The sequence below is a fragment of the Vibrio sp. VGrn 2 genome (assembly GCF_009361695.1).
Taxonomy (GTDB): domain Bacteria; phylum Pseudomonadota; class Gammaproteobacteria; order Enterobacterales; family Vibrionaceae; genus Vibrio; species Vibrio diabolicus.
Map to the genome: position 1 here is coordinate 221,685 of NZ_RBWD01000004.1, position 17,752 is coordinate 239,436.

Annotated in this window: 19 protein-coding genes; 5 read left to right on the forward strand and 14 right to left on the reverse strand. The window is 47.0% G+C overall.

Features of this window, described 5'->3' with window-relative positions; genetic code table 11:
• Positions 1 to 5: 5 nt before the first annotated feature.
• The 5 genes from envZ to D8S93_RS09680 form a co-directional block, all read right to left on the reverse strand.
• Complete coding sequence (gene envZ, locus D8S93_RS09660) at positions 6 to 1,298, reverse strand: two-component system sensor histidine kinase EnvZ (RefSeq protein WP_047009400.1); 1,293 nt, start codon at positions 1,296 to 1,298, stop codon at positions 6 to 8.
• 102 nt (positions 1,299 to 1,400) lie between these two features.
• Positions 1,401 to 2,120 carry a two-component system response regulator OmpR gene (gene ompR, locus D8S93_RS09665; protein ID WP_005394960.1) on the reverse strand — a complete coding sequence of 240 codons (720 nt, stop codon included), beginning with the start codon at positions 2,118 to 2,120 and terminating at the stop codon, positions 1,401 to 1,403.
• Positions 2,121 to 2,249: 129 nt separating this feature from the next.
• Complete coding sequence (locus tag D8S93_RS09670) at positions 2,250 to 2,645, reverse strand: DUF1090 domain-containing protein (RefSeq protein WP_085343388.1); 396 nt, start codon at positions 2,643 to 2,645, stop codon at positions 2,250 to 2,252.
• A gap of 105 nt (positions 2,646 to 2,750) precedes the next feature.
• Positions 2,751 to 3,242 (reverse strand): transcription elongation factor GreB, encoded by a 492-nt coding sequence (greB, locus tag D8S93_RS09675; protein ID WP_005394962.1) that lies wholly within the window; start codon positions 3,240 to 3,242, stop codon positions 2,751 to 2,753.
• 117 nt (positions 3,243 to 3,359) lie between these two features.
• Positions 3,360 to 5,240: an ATP-dependent zinc protease gene (locus tag D8S93_RS09680; protein ID WP_152812955.1), complete on the reverse strand. Its 1,881-nt coding sequence runs from the start codon at positions 5,238 to 5,240 to the stop codon at positions 3,360 to 3,362.
• A gap of 229 nt (positions 5,241 to 5,469) precedes the next feature.
• Here D8S93_RS09680 and D8S93_RS09685 point away from each other — a divergent pair, with 229 nt between their 5' ends.
• Positions 5,470 to 7,791, forward strand: coding sequence for a Tex family protein (locus D8S93_RS09685; RefSeq protein WP_085343386.1), 2,322 nt, complete (start codon positions 5,470 to 5,472; stop codon positions 7,789 to 7,791).
• A gap of 104 nt (positions 7,792 to 7,895) precedes the next feature.
• Here the strand turns inward: D8S93_RS09685 and D8S93_RS09690 are convergent, their stop codons facing one another.
• Positions 7,896 to 8,360, reverse strand: a complete 465-nt coding sequence (locus D8S93_RS09690; RefSeq protein WP_005379316.1) for a hypothetical protein — start codon at positions 8,358 to 8,360, stop codon at positions 7,896 to 7,898.
• A 124-nt stretch (positions 8,361 to 8,484) separates the two neighbouring features.
• Entirely contained in the window at positions 8,485 to 9,252 is a 768-nt protein-coding gene (gene bioH / locus D8S93_RS09695; RefSeq protein ID WP_085343415.1) for a pimeloyl-ACP methyl ester esterase BioH, read from the reverse strand.
• A gap of 84 nt (positions 9,253 to 9,336) precedes the next feature.
• On the opposite strand from bioH, the gene D8S93_RS09700 reads away from it, so the two are divergent.
• From D8S93_RS09700 to cysQ, 4 genes are all read left to right on the forward strand, one after another.
• Entirely contained in the window at positions 9,337 to 10,062 is a 726-nt protein-coding gene (locus D8S93_RS09700; protein WP_085343385.1) for a ComF family protein, read from the forward strand.
• Between the two features lie 97 nt (positions 10,063 to 10,159).
• Complete coding sequence (nfuA, locus tag D8S93_RS09705) at positions 10,160 to 10,744, forward strand: Fe-S biogenesis protein NfuA (protein WP_005394968.1); 585 nt, start codon at positions 10,160 to 10,162, stop codon at positions 10,742 to 10,744.
• Between the two features lie 176 nt (positions 10,745 to 10,920).
• Entirely contained in the window at positions 10,921 to 11,490 is a 570-nt protein-coding gene (gene nudE / locus D8S93_RS09710; protein ID WP_005394971.1) for an ADP compounds hydrolase NudE, read from the forward strand.
• A gap of 44 nt (positions 11,491 to 11,534) precedes the next feature.
• On the forward strand, positions 11,535 to 12,362 hold the full coding sequence (gene cysQ / locus D8S93_RS09715; protein ID WP_152812959.1) for a 3'(2'),5'-bisphosphate nucleotidase CysQ: 828 nt from the start codon (positions 11,535 to 11,537) through the stop codon (positions 12,360 to 12,362).
• Positions 12,363 to 12,664: 302 nt separating this feature from the next.
• Here the strand turns inward: cysQ and D8S93_RS09720 are convergent, their stop codons facing one another.
• The 7 genes from D8S93_RS09720 to gspH are packed head-to-tail and all read right to left on the reverse strand — an operon-like array spanning position 12,665 to position 17,740.
• Complete coding sequence (locus D8S93_RS09720; RefSeq protein WP_017635007.1) at positions 12,665 to 13,426, reverse strand: type II secretion system protein N; 762 nt, start codon at positions 13,424 to 13,426, stop codon at positions 12,665 to 12,667.
• A gap of 1 nt (position 13,427) precedes the next feature.
• Positions 13,428 to 13,919: a type II secretion system protein M gene (locus D8S93_RS09725; RefSeq protein ID WP_005383002.1), complete on the reverse strand. Its 492-nt coding sequence runs from the start codon at positions 13,917 to 13,919 to the stop codon at positions 13,428 to 13,430.
• Positions 13,920 to 13,926: 7 nt separating this feature from the next.
• Positions 13,927 to 15,129, reverse strand: a complete 1,203-nt coding sequence (gene gspL, locus D8S93_RS09730; protein ID WP_025768306.1) for a type II secretion system protein GspL — start codon at positions 15,127 to 15,129, stop codon at positions 13,927 to 13,929.
• On the reverse strand, positions 15,098 to 16,108 hold the full coding sequence (gene gspK, locus D8S93_RS09735) for a type II secretion system minor pseudopilin GspK (protein ID WP_005379302.1): 1,011 nt from the start codon (positions 16,106 to 16,108) through the stop codon (positions 15,098 to 15,100). The genes gspL and gspK overlap by 32 nt, the downstream gene beginning before the upstream one ends.
• On the reverse strand, positions 16,101 to 16,778 hold the full coding sequence (gspJ, locus tag D8S93_RS09740; RefSeq protein WP_025768305.1) for a type II secretion system minor pseudopilin GspJ: 678 nt from the start codon (positions 16,776 to 16,778) through the stop codon (positions 16,101 to 16,103). The genes gspK and gspJ overlap by 8 nt, the downstream gene beginning before the upstream one ends.
• Positions 16,765 to 17,154 (reverse strand): type II secretion system minor pseudopilin GspI, encoded by a 390-nt coding sequence (gspI, locus tag D8S93_RS09745; RefSeq protein ID WP_017635009.1) that lies wholly within the window; start codon positions 17,152 to 17,154, stop codon positions 16,765 to 16,767. The genes gspJ and gspI overlap by 14 nt, the downstream gene beginning before the upstream one ends.
• On the reverse strand, positions 17,141 to 17,740 hold the full coding sequence (gene gspH, locus D8S93_RS09750; protein WP_044129564.1) for a type II secretion system minor pseudopilin GspH: 600 nt from the start codon (positions 17,738 to 17,740) through the stop codon (positions 17,141 to 17,143). The genes gspI and gspH overlap by 14 nt, the downstream gene beginning before the upstream one ends.
• Positions 17,741 to 17,752: the final 12 nt, after the last annotated feature.

Genomic DNA, 17,752 nt, shown 5'->3' on the forward strand with positions numbered 1-17,752 from the left:
CCGACTTACTTGGTAGGAAAGCTGATTTGAGCGATTAAACCGCCTTCACTGCGATTACGCATCACCACAGAGCCTGAGTGCTGGCTGATTATACGCTTCACTATCGCCAGCCCAAGCCCTGTACCTTCACTGCCGCGAGCTGTATCACCACGCGTAAAGGGTTCAAATAATTTTGCGATTTGAGAATGCTCGATACCCGGTCCGTTGTCTTCTACCGATATCCACACTAGCTGCTTATCTGCTGTCACACCGGTACTGATTTTGACCCAGCCATTGCCGTAACGCAGTGCATTGACAACTAAATTACTGATCGCCCGTTTAATCGCAATGGCGCTTCCTTTGGCTGGTGGCAGGTTAGGATTAAGATCCGTTTCAATTTCAGCCTCATAACCACCTTCCGAACTGGCGACATCACTGGCAATCGTACTGATATCCACAGGTTCAAACGATTCTTTGTTCACCGGTTTGAGGTAGTCCATAAACTGACTAATGATCTCATTACACTCTTCCGTATCGCTAATGATCCCTTCAGCAAGGTAGCTGTCCTCGGGAGACATCATTTCTGTCGCTAAGCGAATGCGCGTCAGCGGTGTTCGCAAGTCATGGCTAATCCCCGCCATTAATAGGGCGCGATCTTCTTCGAGCTCCTGAATGCCTTTGGACATTTGATTAAACGCTCGGGTTACAGAGCGAATTTCCGATGCGCCTTTTTCTGCCAACGGTGGCGGGATTTCACCTCGACCGACGTCTTTAGCGGCTCTCTCTAAAGCCAAAAGTGGGCGGTTTTGTAAACGAATAAACAACCAACCACCAGCAATGATCAGCAGCGCCATAATCAAGCTGTTACGAAACAGCGGTGCAAAATCTTCTTCTTGCAGCTCAGATAAAGGAATACGAATGATGGAGTTCGGCAACTTTTCGATGTGCATCCACAAGATGTAACTTTCATCGCCAAGCAATAAGCGCACTTCGGTGGGCGAACCTAGCTCTTGGCTCATTTCTTCAGACATCAAATCAATCGACATCGCGTGATGAAATTCAACCGCTTTATCGCTGTCGAGGCTGTGAACTGTCACCCCCAGCCTTTCTAATAATTGACGTCTCAGCGGTGCATCAGATTTTAATGGCCCTTCATCATCAAGCACCAAATTGAGCTCATGGGCGAGAATTTTATTGAACTGCTGCAAACTCGGCATCAACGCGTAGTTAAAAACGGCGTAGTAAGAGAAAACTTGGCTAGCGAGAAGCAAAGAGATGAACAGCAGAATAGATTGTGTCAGTGAACTTCGGATGCGCATGGAACGTTCCTGGTGGTCCTAATCGCGAAATTTCAGCCTTCGAAGGAAAGGGTTTGAAGGCTGAAGTTGCTATAGCCAAGTGCTGGCTATGGAGTGAGGAGATTACACCTCTTTACCGTCTGGGACGAAAACGTAACCTAAGCCCCACACGGTTTGAATGTAGCGTGGCTTGCTTGGATCATCTTCTAACATGCGACGCAAACGTGAGATTTGCACGTCAATAGAACGTTCCATCGCAGAATATTCACGGCCACGTGCCATGTTCATCAATTTGTCTCGTGACATCGGCTCTCGCGCATTCGTCACGAGCGCTTTCAGGACAGCAAACTCTCCTGAGGTGAGTGGCATTGCCTCGTCACCGCGGAACATCTCGCGAGTGCCTAGATTGAGTCGGAACTCACCAAACTCCACTACTTTTTCTTCGGTGCTTGGCGCGCCCGGCAACTCTACGGTTTGACGGCGTAGTACGGCTTTAATACGAGCGAGTAATTCACGTGGGTTAAATGGTTTTGGCAAATAATCATCCGCCCCCACTTCCAGACCCACAATGCGGTCCACTTCATCACCTTTCGCGGTGAGCATTAAGATTGGCAGCATGTTGTTTGCATGGCGTAGGCGACGACAAATCGACAAACCGTCTTCACCTGGCAACATTAGGTCCAGCACCATTAAGTGAAAGTTTTCGCGCGTTAGTAGGCGATCCATCTGTTCGCCATTGGCGACACTTCGGACCTGAAAACCTTGCTCAGAAAGGTAACGCTCCAATAGAGCACGTAAACGAGCATCGTCATCAACCACTAAAATTTTATGATTTTCTTGCATTGAAACATCCTTTCAGAAGCATCTATTGTCGAAAATGTATCACTGTTTTTCCTAACGTGCTCAAGCAAATTGTTACTCTTTTTATCTTAAGCGCTTTATTTTCTCTCTAGCAGGTATTTTCAGCACCTACTATTGGCCATAATTCCATTCCAGTTCACGTTTGGCTTCAAGCAACTCTTGCTGTGCCTCAGCCAATTTGTGACGCTTTTTCTCGATTTTGTCTGCTTTCCCTGAGCGCTGCGCTTCCGCTAGTTCTTGCTCACGCTCCTCAACGTCTCGCGCCTTTTCGTCCACTTCCGCTTGCAGTTCTTGACGCAGTTCACCTTCCGAACATTCATTCTGGATAGCGGTAAGTGCCTGTTCTAAGCCTTTAATTCGATGTTCATTACCTTGTGCTTTCGCATACTCAAGCTGCTGTTCTACCGCTAACTCTTTGGCGTCACAGCCTTTCACTTCATCTTGAGCAAAAACTGAGAGTGAGAATCCTATTGTTAGTGCAGCACCACACATGACTGCTTTGTTCATTTTACTTCTCCGATAAAGGCACCATGCCTTTGTATCCAATAAGCTGACGTTGAGACTCAAGTCACTTCTAGTGAACTTCAAGAGACTTGAATCGGTGATAAAGCCTCAGTCTTCCAAGGCTGGTTTGTTGTATTCAATCGAGTTAATGAACCACTCTTTTTCACCTTCTGGGGTTCGCACCGTGAACTCTTCATCCACTTGTTTTTTCAACATCGCTCGCGCCATAGGTGAATCGATAGAGATGTAGTCTTTCGCATCTCCATAAATCTCTTCAGGCCCAACTATGCGGAACTTCTTCACCTCTCCTGCCTCATTTTCTATTTCAACCCAAGCACCAAAAAAGACTTTGCCTTCTTGCTGCGGAGAATAGTCAACGATCGTGACTTCAGGCAGAAACTTGCGAAGAAATCGAACACGACGGTCGATCTGACGAAGCAGACGTTTATTGAAGGTGTAATCCGCATTTTCTGAGCGATCGCCCAGGCTCGCCGCCCAAGTGACGATTTTGGTGATTTCAGGACGCTTTTCATTCCAAAGGTAATCATGCTCTTGTTTGAGTTTGTTATAACCTTCACGGGTAATCAGCTTAGTTTTCAAGTTAACTCCTATCTCAACTAAAAAATGCCGCTCTTGAGCAGCATTAAGGAGATGATATACCCAAAGCACTGGCTTCGTTCGGGCTTTGGGTATCAAGATAATAAGGCGGCCAGAGTGCTACTTTTCGTAATCTGGTTTTTGCGTCACGATGTAATTCGTATCACTCGAAACAACCGCGCCATGTTTTAGGAAGTTTTTACCTAAAATCATGCTGTAATGGAAGCGACCTCGGTCTTGCAAATTGACTCGGATCTTCTTCTCTAACTCGCCAAGTTTAACGTGCATTTCTACTACCGGCCGTTCGTTGGCCTTTTCTCCTTTTTTGGCCGTTATACGCATGACATCCACCACCTCACGGGTAAACGCCTTGGTCATGCCTAGATCGTTTTCATAAATAAAGCTCACCATATCTTTACCGTCTTTTTGAAAGCGCTTGATGTCCTTGGCATTAATCGAGCTCACGTCAGCACCAGTGTCCAATTTAACAGGGAAAGACATCCCTTCCACTTCAGCCACTTCGATATGACCGGCTTTGAAAAGCGGTCCTGCATCTAGTAAATGGTCGGCGCGAGTATTCAGCAGCACACCGCCTTTGGCGATGTCATGACCAAAAACGAAAAATGGTTGCGTCTCGTCTTCATCTAGCACATCGAGTGCAAATTCCATTGATGTCTCTTTGCTACCGAAAAGGAAATCGCCATCAACAACGGGACGCACAGTGCTACCCACTTTGAGTTTTTTCACCACAGGCTTGGTAATTTTTTCTTCTTTACCCTCATCGTTCATTAAATAAAACGTGACGGATTCATCCTTACCTTTTTCTGTTACTTCAAAGCCATTTACACGCAATAATGGCGTTTTCACCGTAAACGTGGGGTAAGCAGGAACGGTATAACCATCAATGGTGACTTGTTCTTCCGGTGAAATCACGAGGGGCTTTGACTTGAGTGCGCTCTTGAACGTTTTTTCAACACCGCCCAATAGGTTTTCTCTGTCGGTATCAATCACAAAGTGTTGGCTCGCGACATCCTGACCCAAGCGAATTTGTGAACTGAACTTACTGCGGTCACGCAAATAGACTAACCAACGTTGAGTTTCGTTTTCGTCGATTTTCACTGGTAAGTAGACCAACGGACGCTCGCTCTTGGTGGTTTTCAGCATGCGTACCAAAGGTAACGTCATTGGGTGGCGCTTGCCGTTTTCACCTTCTAGCGTGAAAGAAACTTCATTGTTCTTTTTATCAACCTTGATATCCAGTGCGTGAACGTTGGTGTAGCGGCTGGTGGTTGAGATGCTGATCTTGTATGGCACACCCTCAACTTCCACCGTCTCTTTTTTTCCGATCATTTTTGCGCTTGGTTGCTCTTGAAGATAGTCGTAGCCAGCGAATACCCACGCATTGTTATCGAGATAGGTTTTACCAATCAAGATAGGAGAAGAGAATTGCGTGCGCTTGGTCAGGTTCACTTCTGTATCAACGGTGTGGCCTGCAATCGTCATCGGCATTTTTATCGTCGGGCGTAAAATAGGCTTTTTGCTTGTTCGACTACGAATAGCGCTCACTCGCTCCAGATCATCGGTAATCTGTATTTCTTTTCCTGTGTAAGGATGAGGAACCGTAAAGCTCACCTTCACTTGATATGGTTTAAAAGTATCGGCATCCCACTTCGCCTTCGTCCCACCTAAATCATCGACAATCGCCCACAACAACTCGTTGTCTTTCAAGTTCTGGTAGTCAGGATGAGAGCTACTGACATGGATGTTCTCTGCATGCATAGACGTGGTGTCAGCACCAGTATCAATCTTGCCAATAAATGGTACCGCTTTTAGCTCTGGAATATCACTGTAGTAAACGCTCTCCACTCGTCCAAGCACCAACTTGTCATCAAGCTGATATACAGGGTCTTGTGTGGTTGCTGATATGGATTGTGCCCAACTAAGCGGGGCGACAAGTAAGGCACTCGTAAGCGCTAACGCCAAAGACATTTTTTTCATCATGATTATCCGTATAAGCCGAGGTACATTTAGTTATATCAATAACCGTGGATATAGGTTAGTCGATAGTTGCGGATATAAGTTCTCAATTTAATTACAGTTTTGACACAAATCTGACTGGTGTCCACCAGCGCCCGGTAAATTTTTGTCTCGTTAATTTAAAACATTGCAAATTCTTCGAACGACCCCAATGTTCTATACAACCCAAACCGAATTGAAAGAGAAAACACGGATGAGCCAAGCTATCTGTCGTATGATTGCTCAAGAACTGAATGTTCGCCCTGAGCAAGTCAACGCCGCTGTCACCCTAATTGATGACGGTAACACCGTCCCTTTTATTGCACGTTACCGCAAAGAGGTGACGGGTGGCCTTGATGATACCCAACTGCGTACTCTGGACAGCCGTCTGTCTTACCTTCGTGAAATGGATGACCGCCGTCAAACCATTCTCAAATCGATCCAAGAGCAAGGCAAACTGACGCCTGAGCTTGAGCAAGAAATTATTCAAGCCGATAGCAAGACTCGTCTTGAAGACCTTTACTTACCTTACAAACCTAAACGCCGCACTAAAGGCCAAATCGCCATTGAAGCCGGCCTAGAACCGCTAGCTGACATGCTGTGGAATCATCCGCAAACCGAGCCAGAAAGCGAAGCAAGTAAATATCTTGATGCCGACAAAGGCATCACAGATACCAAAGCCGCCCTAGACGGTGCCCGTGCGATCATCATGGAACGCATTGCTGAAGACGCAAACTTACTGGAAAAAATCCGTAACCACTTAAATCGTAATGCGGAACTTGTCTCACGAGTCGTTGAAGGAAAAGAGCAAGAAGGTGAGAAGTTCAAAGATTACTTCAATCACAACGAACCGCTGAGCAAAGTCCCTTCTCACCGTGCACTTGCGATGTTGCGCGGCCGCAATGAAGGCTTCCTAACTTTAGCCATGAACGCTGATCCAGAGCAGGAAGAAGGTGCTCGCCAATCTTACTGTGAAACCATCATTGCCGACCATTATGGCGTGACGTTAAGTAGCGCACCAGCAGATGCATGGCGCAAACAAGTGATCAGCTGGGCATGGCGCATCAAAGTATCGATGCACATGGAAACCGAGCTAATGGGCGCAATGAAAGAGCGTGCTGAAATTGAAGCGATTGAAGTATTTGCGACTAACCTAAAAGATTTGTTAATGGCGGCGCCAGCAGGTCCTCGTGCAACACTTGGTCTCGATCCTGGTCTGCGTACCGGTTCAAAAATCGCGGTTGTCGATTCAACGGGTAAAGTTCTGGCTACGGAAACCATCTACCCTCACCCTCCGCAAAAACAATACGACAAATCAGCGCAAATCGTTGACCAGTTAGTGCGTAAGTACAACGTGGATTTAATTGCGATTGGTAACGGCACGGCTTCTCGTGAAACCGATAGCTTTGTCGCAGACGTAATCAAACGCGGCAACCTAAAAGTTCAGAAAATCATCGTCAGCGAAGCAGGCGCATCAGTGTACTCGGCCTCTGAACTCGCAGCGAAAGAGTTCCCGAATATGGACGTATCACTGCGTGGTGCAGTGTCGATTGCGCGTCGTTTGCAAGATCCATTGGCTGAGCTCGTGAAAATCGATCCGAAATCGATCGGTGTGGGTCAATACCAGCACGATGTGAGCCAATCTATGTTGGCAAAACGCCTAGATGCGATTGTGGAAGACTGTGTAAACGCGGTTGGCGTTGATGTGAACACGGCTTCTGCCGCACTATTAACGCGCGTAGCAGGCTTATCAAGCACCATCGCGCAGAACATTGTCGACTTCCGCGACGAAAATGGCCGCTTCGAAGCACGTACGACGTTAAAGAAAGTACCTCGCTTGGGTCCTAAAGCGTTCGAACAGTGTGCGGGCTTCCTACGTATTATGGACGGCAAGAACCCACTTGATGCTTCAGCAGTCCACCCGGAAGCGTACCCAGTAGTCAAAGCAATTGCTGAGAAAAACAGCAAAGACATCAAGGCACTGATTGGTGACTCAGCATTCCTTAAAGGCTTACACGCTGTGGATTATACCGATGAACACTTTGGTGTCCCAACGGTTACCGATATCATCAAAGAACTGGATAAACCGGGTCGTGACCCACGTCCTGAATTCAAGACCGCTACGTTTGCAGAAGGCGTCAATTCAGTTTCTGATCTAGAACCGGGCATGATCCTCGAAGGCGTGGTCTCGAACGTAGCCAACTTTGGTGCCTTCGTCGATATCGGCGTTCACCAAGATGGTCTAGTACACATCTCTGCACTGACAGATCGTTATGTGTCGGATCCACGTGAAGTGGTGAAAGCGGGCGACATCGTAAAAGTGAAAGTGATGGAAGTGGACGTACAGCGTAAGCGTATTGGTCTATCGATGCGTATGAAAGACGAACCGGGTCAAGATAACCGAAGCCAACGCTCTTCAGCCGCACCGCGTCGTAATGACCAAGCACAACGTCGTCAGCCTCGCCGCGATGAGTCTTCATCGAACAGTGCAATGGGCGGTGCTTTTGCGGCAGCGTTTGCTAAAGCGAAAAAGTAATCTCGCCTAGGCTCACCGCTAACGAGCTTTCATAGCTAAAAAGAAAACGCTCCAATCAGTTCAATCTGCTTGGAGCGTTTTTGTTTGAGTAGGATATTGAGTCGTCATAATACTGCTATCACTTCTGACGGGGTATGGGGAGCGACTGCATGACCATAATGAAACTTGATCACCTTCCTGCGCTTTTCCATTAATCCTTCATTGATCGCAGCATCCAAAATGCGCTTTGGTAAGCGAAAACGAATTGCGTAGCCCTTACCTTGGTCTTCACTGTACGACTTGAGCGCAAGCAAACTAAAAAGCCGTTCTAGTGTATCTTCCGGCTCTTCTTGATAACGCGTGTCGACTTCTGTTTCCATGTCATAATCAGGATGCTCTGAAGGATCCCAAGAAGACTGACGTCGGCGCTTGTCATCGCCTTTTACTTTTCGCTCTGCATTGGTTTTGGCCAATGCGACCGTTGGCGTCACAGGCTCTCGGACTTTATTGTCGCGAGCTGCTTGTTCCGTCTGCACATTCACGGATGGGGCGATCAGTGGCACACTTACGTTGGTCGGTGACACAATCATTGCGAACCCTCCTCAGAGTCGCCCAACTCGTCAATATGGCTTAGCTTTATTGGCTAATAAAACCTCACCAACCTTTATGTCGACCACTTTTTGAACAGCTTGAGCTTTTTCCGCTCGTATTTGATTAATCGTGAGCAAACTCTCGAATTTGGGCACAAAACTCGTCATGTTCGGTCATAAAGGGCGCATGAGAGGACTGATTGAAAACAAACTGCTGGGTATGAGGTAACAGTTCACTTAAATCATTCGCCACTTTAATCGGCACCAATCCATCCAAACGACCATAAAGACGCAGCATTGGTACAGAAAGAGACGTCAACGCATCGCGCAGATCCACATCAGCAAGGATGTTTAGTCCAACCAACAGCGACTCAGGGTTTGGCTGAGGGCGCGACAGTACCGCTTGCTTGAGTTGTTTCACATCTTTGCGTGCAGATGGACTGCCCATCGCTTGCAACGCCATAAAGCGCTCAATGGTCAGTGAAAAATCTTCTAACAACTGAGAGGTGAACGCGCTCAGTACATTCGGTTGAATGCCGCGCCACGGTTTTTCTGCGGCAAATTTTGGTGAACTGGCAACCGTAATCAACTTAGCCACACGCTCGGGCATATTTAACGCCACATGCGTCGCCACTAAACCTCCGAGGGACCAACCAAGCCAAATCGCTTTCTTTGGCGCACTTTGCGCGACCAAGTTAGCAATATGGTCTAAATCTTCACCATGATGCTCGGCACTGTGTCCATAGCCCGGAAGGTCAACAACATGAACACGGAAATCGGTTTGAAGTGATTCGACGGTTTGCTGCCAAACCGCGCCATTCATACCCCAACCATGTAACAACACCAGATCAGGTCCTTCACCAAACGACTGCCAATGTAATTTCGTGCTCATGCTCTCAATCTCTCCCACTTATTTTATTCCCTACGCCATCAGCCAAGCGTTAGGCTGAGTAAAATATCACCATGAATAAGCGCTATGTTATCTCATCACTGGCAAAACATCATGCATCGCGTGTTGAGCAGTCAATGCGGTCTGTGTCGGTTCCCGATTCAAACACCAAACCACACGCATGCTCTGCGTTGGTGTGAGCACTGTTTACAACACCTAACTCCAATCAAGCGATGCCAACGTTGCGGTTTAACGTTACAGAAAGAAGAAATGAGTACGGATAGTATTTGTGGTGAATGCCTTTCAGAACCACCGCCATGGCAAAGACTATATACGTTAGGCGATTACGACTTTCCCCTTTCACGGGAAGTACAACGCTTTAAAGATCACGGAGAGTCTTGGCATGTAAAAGCACTAACCCAGCAACTGGCGCAGCACATTACAACACCAGCTCCAATCATTACCAGTGTACCATTGCACTGGCAGCGCTACCTACGCCGGGGATTTAATCAAAGTGATGTTTTAGCCCGACACCTCGCCCAGCAATTGAAAACCAATTTCGACGCGAAGGTCTTTCGCCGGGTCAGACTCGCCCAATCACAGCGCGGCAATACTAAAGCGAGCCGTGAACAAAACCTAAAAGGCGCATTTGTTCTCAATAAGCGACCGCCATCTTCCCACGTTGCCATCGTCGATGATGTGGTCACCACAGGCAGTACCGTCCGACAATTATGTCATTTACTACTTGAAGTTGGCGTAGAAAGCATCGATATTTACTGCATCTGCAGAACACCTGCTCCTCGTTCTCTCTAGATCGCTTCGCCATGCCTTAGCATCAAAAAGACTAGACCCATACGTCAACAAGAGTAGAATAGCAGCAGTAACCTACAAATTTACTCGGGTATTCGTCGTGTCAAATATTACTATTACAGAAACTGCGCAAACGCATTTCGCTAACCTTTTAGGTCAACAGCCTGAAGGGACTAACATTCGTATTTTCGTTGTGAACCCAGGTACACAAAACGCTGAGTGTGGCGTGTCTTACTGCCCACCAGAAGCAGTAGAAGCGACCGACACTGAAATCCCTTACAGCGGTTTTTCAGCTTACGTGGATGAGCTAAGCCTGCCATTCCTTGAAGACGCTGAAATCGATTTTGTTACCGATAAAATGGGCTCTCAGCTAACGCTAAAAGCTCCGAACGCTAAAATGCGTAAAGTTGCGGACGACGCGCCACTGGTTGAGCGCGTTGAATACGTTATCCAAACTCAAGTCAACCCACAGCTTGCTGGCCACGGTGGTCACGTAAACTTGGTTGAGATCACTGAAGACGGCATTGCTATTGTTGCATTTGGTGGCGGCTGTAATGGCTGTTCTATGGTTGACGTAACACTAAAAGAAGGCATCGAGAAAGAACTGCTAAACCAATTCGTTGGTGAACTCACCGCTGTTCGTGATGCAACAGAACATGACCGTGGTGATCACTCTTACTACTAAGAGTGAATACGGTCAGAAAATGGGAGGCTTCGGTCTCCCATTTTTGTATCGATACTGAGGTAACCTTGAGATGCTTAGTTCTGCCCGTAAAATCCGCTAGAAACTCAGGCGGAGTTCTCATATATTAAGAATCTTACGCATCTCGTAAACGCCAACGACACCAAGGAGCCAGCGCCATGTCGAAACGGACCCCACCAGAGATACTCTCATGCCAAACGGTCGCAAAATCCAAACTGTTTGCCGTGGAAGCGCTCGACCTTCGTTTTTCCAATGGTGAACACCGTACTTATGAACGCATGAAGCCAAGTGGGCGCGATGCGGTGATGGTGGTTCCTGTGACTGAGCAAGGCGATTTATTACTGGTACGTGAATACGCCGCTGGGACTGAACGCTACGAGTTGGGCTTCCCGAAGGGGTTGATTGACCCAGGTGAAACCCCACACCAAGCTGCGGATCGAGAGTTAAAAGAAGAAATCGGCTTTGGCTGCAATCAGTTAACCCCGTTGAAACAAGTTATCCTCGCGCCATCTTACTTTTCGAGCAAAATGACTCTATTTTTAGGACAGGCGCTTTATCCAGAGAAGCAAGAAGGCGATGAGCCTGAACCACTGGAAATTGTGCGTTGGCCACTTGCGCAAGCCGAAGAGTTATTAACTCACATGGATTTCTGTGAAGCACGAAGCATCACAGCGCTAATGTTGGCACTGAAACACTTACCAAACACCACTCACAAGCATAACCAATAACGGTCATTAGAACCGAATAACACTGTGAGTAAGGACTATCACTTATGCCAATGACAAAAGATCTATCTCACCTACTTCCTCAAGTCATCGAGATTGCCCGCAGTGCTGGGCAAATGATCCTCGAAATATATGAAAAGAAGCAATACGAGGCCTACATCAAAAGTGACGAAACTCCCGTAACAAGTGCAGATATTGCAGCTCACAAGTTCATCACTGAACGCTTGAGTGATCTGACGCCTGACATTCCCGTGTTGTCAGAAGAAGACGCAGACATAAGCTTAGAGCAACGCGCTCAGTGGGAACGTTATTGGTTAGTCGACCCTCTTGATGGTACTCAAGAATTCATCGCTCGCAGTGGTGACTTTGCCACTATTATTGCGTTGGTCGACAACAATCGACCAACCATGGGCGTCGTTTACGGTCCTGTATCTGGCGTGACTTACTACGCTTATAATGGCAAAGGCGCCTGGAAAATTCCCGACATGTCGGACAGCGTCAAAATCCATACACACAAACACGAACAGCCAGAGCAAAGCATCGCAATTGCTATTAGTCGTCGCCAAGACATCAATCGTATTACTAACCGTATGAGCAGCGCCTGGAATTACGACTTAATACCGCTCGGTTCTGCGGCATTGAAAGCATGCCTCGTCGCGGAAGGGGCGGTAGATTGCTATCTCCGACTAGGTCCAACAGGTGAGTGGGACACCGCTGCGACACAATGCATTGTTGAAGAAGCTGGCGGACGTATTCTCAGCACGCAATTAGAACCGCTGTCATATAACGAGCGGGAAACACTAGAAAACCCGAATTTTATTGTTCTTGGTGATGCGGATTTACCTTGGAATGAGATTTTACAACGCAAAGATTAAGCGCCCTATCGGTAAAATTTAGAGCACAAAATTCTAGCAATAGAAAGGCCACGAATATCTTCGTGGCCTTTTCTTTTTGACCTTCTGTACAGCACTTAGAGTATCTGGCCTGCTATGTTCCAATTACTTGCAAAGCTGAACAAAAGAAACAAATCGATTAAAAATCATGGCTTTAAACTTTCACTCATTCCCAATCAAGATCGAATGTACAGCGAATAGAGGTTTTAGCTTACGATGATCCAAAAGCAAAAAGAGCTGCACAATAGCAGCTCTTTTAAGATATTGGATTTTGTCACGATAGGTTAGAAGCGCCCTTGGTAATTAAACTCATATTGACCTTGAGCATTCGGCTTACCCAACCATTTCAGTTGCTCCCCCATGCTGGATGGGAACTCTGCACCAGGTTTGAACCACGCTTTGGTTGAGTACCGTTGATTAGGCATCAGTTCAGCGGAAAACGCCGCAGAGACTTGTTTGCTGCTCTGCTCACCAGTTGCCGTCAATACACTATCCTGACAGTTTATATCGGCAATCACAGGACCGAGATCTAAGCTGCCAACGGGGCTTTGAATACCACTGGCATTCCATACTAAAGTGCCTTCACCGTTCTTACACCAAGGCGCAGCATAAGTCGCATGACGAATATTCAGCTCAAGTTGCCCATCAACACCAACAGGCACAGGGAGGCGCGCTTGCTCAACAACTTTTACCGCCGGAATCGAGGCAACTAAGTTTTTGGCATAAGGGCCATCACTTAAGCTATAACCGACAAAACCGCGCCCACGAACGTCCATTTCACTACCACGACCAAAGCGCACAGCAAACTCAGCTTTACCTGTCAGTAGACTCGACCATTGGAAATCCCAATTAACTTCTCCAAGGTTCTGGCGCTGCCAACGAATACTAGCAGCTTGACCTTGCCATACCGAACCGTTGGCTCCTTGAATGTCAAGGCCTCTCACTGTTGGTGCTTGTTGTAACACCCAAGAGACTGGTAATCCCATTAAAAGACTGACTGAAAAAAAGACGATAAAGATAACAACGTAAAGTACTGCTCGCTTCACCTTAACCTCGCTTAAACTGAAGGCGGTTTACATCGATCATGCCCGCTTGCTCTGTTCGGTCGATATCTAAAAATTCGACTTCAATACCCTGTTGCTCTTTCAAGTAACGTAACCAATCCACTAGTTGATTAAACGCGAGTGGTTTGATCCACACTTGAACGCTCTCATTACGAGGTTGTACGCGAATCAACTCAACTTTATAACGACGAGCTGAAGAAGAAACCAACTGATTCAACGGTTGACTAGAGTAGCTCACACCGCTGCTTTTTCGCAGTGCAGTGATGCCATCCGCTTTATCTTGTACCCAAGCTAGCAACTGCTTTTCACTTTGAATACGTGACTGAGCTAGCTCCGCACGTTGACTCATTGGTTGTAATAAACCCCAATAAATAATACCGATAACGGCAATAGCGCCACATCCCATGACCAAACGCTGCTCACGCTGCGAGATGCTGCTCCACCAAACCTGAGCTTGAGAAATTAAATTTTTCATCATCACCTCACAAACGCTTCAAAACAAAGCTGCCAACCACAACGTTATCGCTACGGTTCAACTGACCTTGCTCAACATTAAACTTCTCTGCCAATTTCACACGAGCCTGCTCAAAAGGTTGGAAGTCTGAACTACGAGCCTGAATACGTACTTCGCCACGTTGTCCGTCGTATTTAAAGCTAGTGATCTCCAAGTCGCTGACCTGACCAAGCGTCGCGGGTAATGCCGCCAACCATGACAACATTGCCTGCTGACCACTTCCACCAGATAAGCGGCGCTCTTCATCATCCATTTGTCGTTTGAGGTAACTAACGGTAGGAATGCGTCGTTTATTTGGGAACACCTGGCGGAAAATACGCTCACTCTCCTCACGATACGCTTGAGCTTGTGCTTCGTACTTGTGGACCACGAGCAACTGCTGCGCAACCATGACGACAATAAGCACCCCCGCAGCAATGGTGGCTTTTTGCCAGAGCTTCCAGTATTTACCCCAAGAAGATTTCGGCTTGAAGATCCCAGTCAGCAAATTGACTTTGCTTTCTGTCACCCCCTTCGCCAGTAAAGCCATCGTCATTTCTTCTGGTTGCGGCTCCCATATTTCAGGTAACGCAGATTCCGGGACCGAGCTATAGCAATCGAGCTTCCAACCTTCATGATTTTGTAGATAAGAAGAGAGGTAAAGGTCTAACCAAGAAGCGTCGACAACCGCGCCCTCTGTCGCAGAGTGACGAATTAGCCATTGCTCGCCAATCATTGCAGCACTGCTGTGATCTCCACGAACCGGTAACGCAAGCACATCGGGTAAAATGCGTTTAATGGCGATACCTTGGCTTGAGAAACGTTGCAGTACAGTCTGAATCCAAGCACGTTCAACTGCGCAAATCTGCGCTTTATCCGCTTGTTTACCCAACACGCTAAAGTGCAGGCCATCAACGTCCTGAGCAACTTCGTCTTCCACTAAGTACGGTAACATCGCCTCGAATTGGCGTGTTGCACCAGGTGGTATATCCACTTGCGTCAGGACCACATCATTACTCGCCAACAGCGCCACAACTTGGCGCTGACCAGCATATGAGACCAATTCATCTAAGTGTTCCCACCCGGCGATTTCACCGCTAGCAATCACTTCCTGTTGATCTGTCGACCACACCACCCAAGGAATGGTACTTTGTTGTTCGCTACTCAGCCGAACGGTCAGAAACTCGCTCACTGATCCCTCCAAAACGACGGCGAACTACGGTCACCGTTTCTCTATTTGTACTTTGCAAAAGGCTTCGGATACGTACACGTGATTCATCCACCAACACTTGTGCATCCAATTCAAAAAAGGCGCTATCCACACCCAAATAGCCTTTGGCGTTTTTCTTTACATCTTCACTTAAGCCAGCCATTTCTGACTCTGCTAAAAATTCATCAATGCTATCCCACCCATCAAATGGGCGTTTTTCAATTAGCTGAATCGCATCACTACTGCTTAAGTTTGGTGAGAACATTGCCACCAAAATCGGAGCTTGCTCAACATCAATCGTATTCACGTTTAAACGCCAGTCATCACTTGGTAATGCACAGACCAGCGGCTCCAATTTTTGGAAAATTTCACCGCTCACCTGATAGACAGCCCGTAACTCGGAAGCATCTGCCATCCAACCATTTGATGCCAAATAGGAAGGTTTCATCGCTTCATATGTGCTGTCTTCAACCCCAGTAGTCGAACGGACAGAGTCATCAGCATCAATGTATTCCCAAGTAGAGTCTGCAATGATTTCTGCTTGATATGGCTCGACATCCAACTCTTCTAATAGGCGCTGCAATACATTCACTAAATATGGTCTTGTAATTTGCTGACCCGTTGGTTGCACACGACTCAATACATTTAGATTAAAGCACGCTTGCTTGTCTCTAATTCGTCCCGCCGCTTGACCATAATCTAACGGATAGACTTGCTCTTTTATCGCCCACGGTTGACTCATATTAATCGTGTCGGTGTCTTTATAACTTTGTTCGATACCCACTTTTGCTAGCGCCTCGACGCCAAGGCTGTACCAGTACGCTTGCTGGTAATTGATTTGATTAGCGCCTCGCTGAAACTGCAAGAACAAACGTTCCGACATACTGGCAGCAACCGTCGCCATAATCGCCAGCAACATCAACACTATAATCAAAGCAACACCGCGTTGACGGTTAACCATTATTGCTGTCTCCTGAACTTTCATCTTTCTGACTCAATGTGCCATCAGGAGTGAGATAAGTGCGGGCAATTTCTCCATAGTCTTTGAGAGTGAGAACAACAGAAACCGCTTTCGGCAGCGCTTTTTCTTCAGCCCACTCTTTTTTCCATTGCTTACCATCATAGAAACGCATATCAAATGACTCGACCTGCGTTAGCAATGGAGTAACAGTACCTTGTTGCCCAACCGGCGTATCAGGATAGCGCCACCATACTCGCTGCAGTGTTTCTTCTTTTAAGCGATAGCCAACCTTGGTTACTTCTCCACGAGGGAACTGCTGCTGAGGGTTGTGCCAACCTAAACGGGCAAACATCAGCCCTTTAGTATCGGAGTCCAACAGGTAATCGGACCAAAAAATTAGCCGGCTAGCAGGCTCTTCACCATTAGTACGTGTTTGACGCATCGCCATTTGACGAAAATCGTTATCCATCATCACCATGGCACGCTGAATTTCGTTTAAGCGTTGGGTTCGTTCTTGTGATAGCGCATTGCTACGCTGTACTTGCGATACCACTTGGTACGCAGCGACACTTAAACTGGCAAAGATGGCAATCGATACCAACACTTCAATAAGTGTAAAACCTTTTACCCTTTGGCGCGTATTTGCGCGGAGATGATTATTGCGCCACATAGCTTCGTACCGTTACTACAGGGCTCGCGCTTTTCTCTACCGAGACGCTCACATCAAATGCTTTCAGCAATGGCTGCGTCGTGGCGACTGGCGTGACTTTCCAGAACCAAGTGCGTCCTGCCAGCTCTTCTGTGCCGTTTTTCGCTTTGAGTTCTCCGGTATTCAACATCACATTTGCCATCTGATTATCCACAACCATGGCTGCAAACATTTTTTCTTCTAAATAACTGATTGTATTAATATGCTGGCTCACGGAGCGAATAACACTGATGGCAGCGGTGGCGAAAATTGCCAGTGCGACCAATACTTCCAGTAAGGTCATGCCTCTCGTCCGGCGATGACTCAAATTTGGGCGAGCTTGCTTAAAATTGCGCATTCTCATCCTCTTTCACTTCTTCGCCCGGAGCTAATAACAAAATTTGTCCACTTTCTTTGCCAATGACTCGCCAACCGTCATTAAAGGCATCACCATTTTGCGGAAAAAAAGACAGGGTAAATGGCGTGACTTCGGCGCTGGAAAAGATAAACACTTGCGGTGGCTCAATTTTCTTTTCGTCCTCTTCTTCTGCGAACATGTCTTCATCAAAAAGAGAACCTGGTTTGAATAAGCGCTCATCATTATCCCAAGCACCACCTCCGAGCTCGAGTTGTAGCGTAACATCTTCTTCTAGCTTGGTTTTGCTCGGAATCTGCTTTAATTTCAGAGGCTGCCAACCTTCTGAGGTTAAACTCAGTAGAGCGTAGGTCGATTTGGCATCATCCACTCGAACGCCAAAATCTTTACCGCTCAGCACAGCTTCTTCATTGAGCAGCTGTAAACGCTGAAAAAAGCTTTGAGCATACTGTTTGGAAAGATCTTTTTGGCTAGTCGGTAACGTCGAGATCACGGCCACAGCCGTAAGAGATAGCAAAACCAGCACCAATAGAATTTCTATCAATGTAAAACCGTTATGTTTTCGCATTTGTTTCATTAG

Bases quoted from the DNA above. Each gene is read 5' to 3' on its own strand.
- envZ (WP_047009400.1), bottom strand. From the start codon at position 1,298: ATGCGCATCCGAAGTTCACTGACACAATCTATTCTGCTGTTCATCTCT.
- ompR (WP_005394960.1), bottom strand. From the start codon at position 2,120: ATGCAAGAAAATCATAAAATTTTAGTGGTTGATGACGATGCTCGTTTA.
- cysQ (WP_152812959.1), top strand. From the start codon at position 11,535: ATGCCAATGACAAAAGATCTATCTCACCTACTTCCTCAAGTCATCGAG.
- D8S93_RS09690 (WP_005379316.1), bottom strand. From the start codon at position 8,360: ATGATTGTGTCACCGACCAACGTAAGTGTGCCACTGATCGCCCCATCC.
- D8S93_RS09725 (WP_005383002.1), bottom strand. From the start codon at position 13,919: ATGAAAAATTTAATTTCTCAAGCTCAGGTTTGGTGGAGCAGCATCTCG.
- gspI (WP_017635009.1), bottom strand. From the start codon at position 17,154: ATGCGCAATTTTAAGCAAGCTCGCCCAAATTTGAGTCATCGCCGGACG.
- D8S93_RS09700 (WP_085343385.1), top strand. From the start codon at position 9,337: ATGTTATCTCATCACTGGCAAAACATCATGCATCGCGTGTTGAGCAGT.
- bioH (WP_085343415.1), bottom strand. From the start codon at position 9,252: ATGAGCACGAAATTACATTGGCAGTCGTTTGGTGAAGGACCTGATCTG.
- D8S93_RS09670 (WP_085343388.1), bottom strand. From the start codon at position 2,645: ATGAACAAAGCAGTCATGTGTGGTGCTGCACTAACAATAGGATTCTCA.
- gspH (WP_044129564.1), bottom strand. From the start codon at position 17,740: ATGCGAAAACATAACGGTTTTACATTGATAGAAATTCTATTGGTGCTG.
- gspK (WP_005379302.1), bottom strand. From the start codon at position 16,108: ATGGTTAACCGTCAACGCGGTGTTGCTTTGATTATAGTGTTGATGTTG.
- gspJ (WP_025768305.1), bottom strand. From the start codon at position 16,778: ATGTGGCGCAATAATCATCTCCGCGCAAATACGCGCCAAAGGGTAAAA.
- D8S93_RS09680 (WP_152812955.1), bottom strand. From the start codon at position 5,240: ATGATGAAAAAAATGTCTTTGGCGTTAGCGCTTACGAGTGCCTTACTT.
- nudE (WP_005394971.1), top strand. From the start codon at position 10,921: ATGTCGAAACGGACCCCACCAGAGATACTCTCATGCCAAACGGTCGCA.
- D8S93_RS09685 (WP_085343386.1), top strand. From the start codon at position 5,470: ATGAGCCAAGCTATCTGTCGTATGATTGCTCAAGAACTGAATGTTCGC.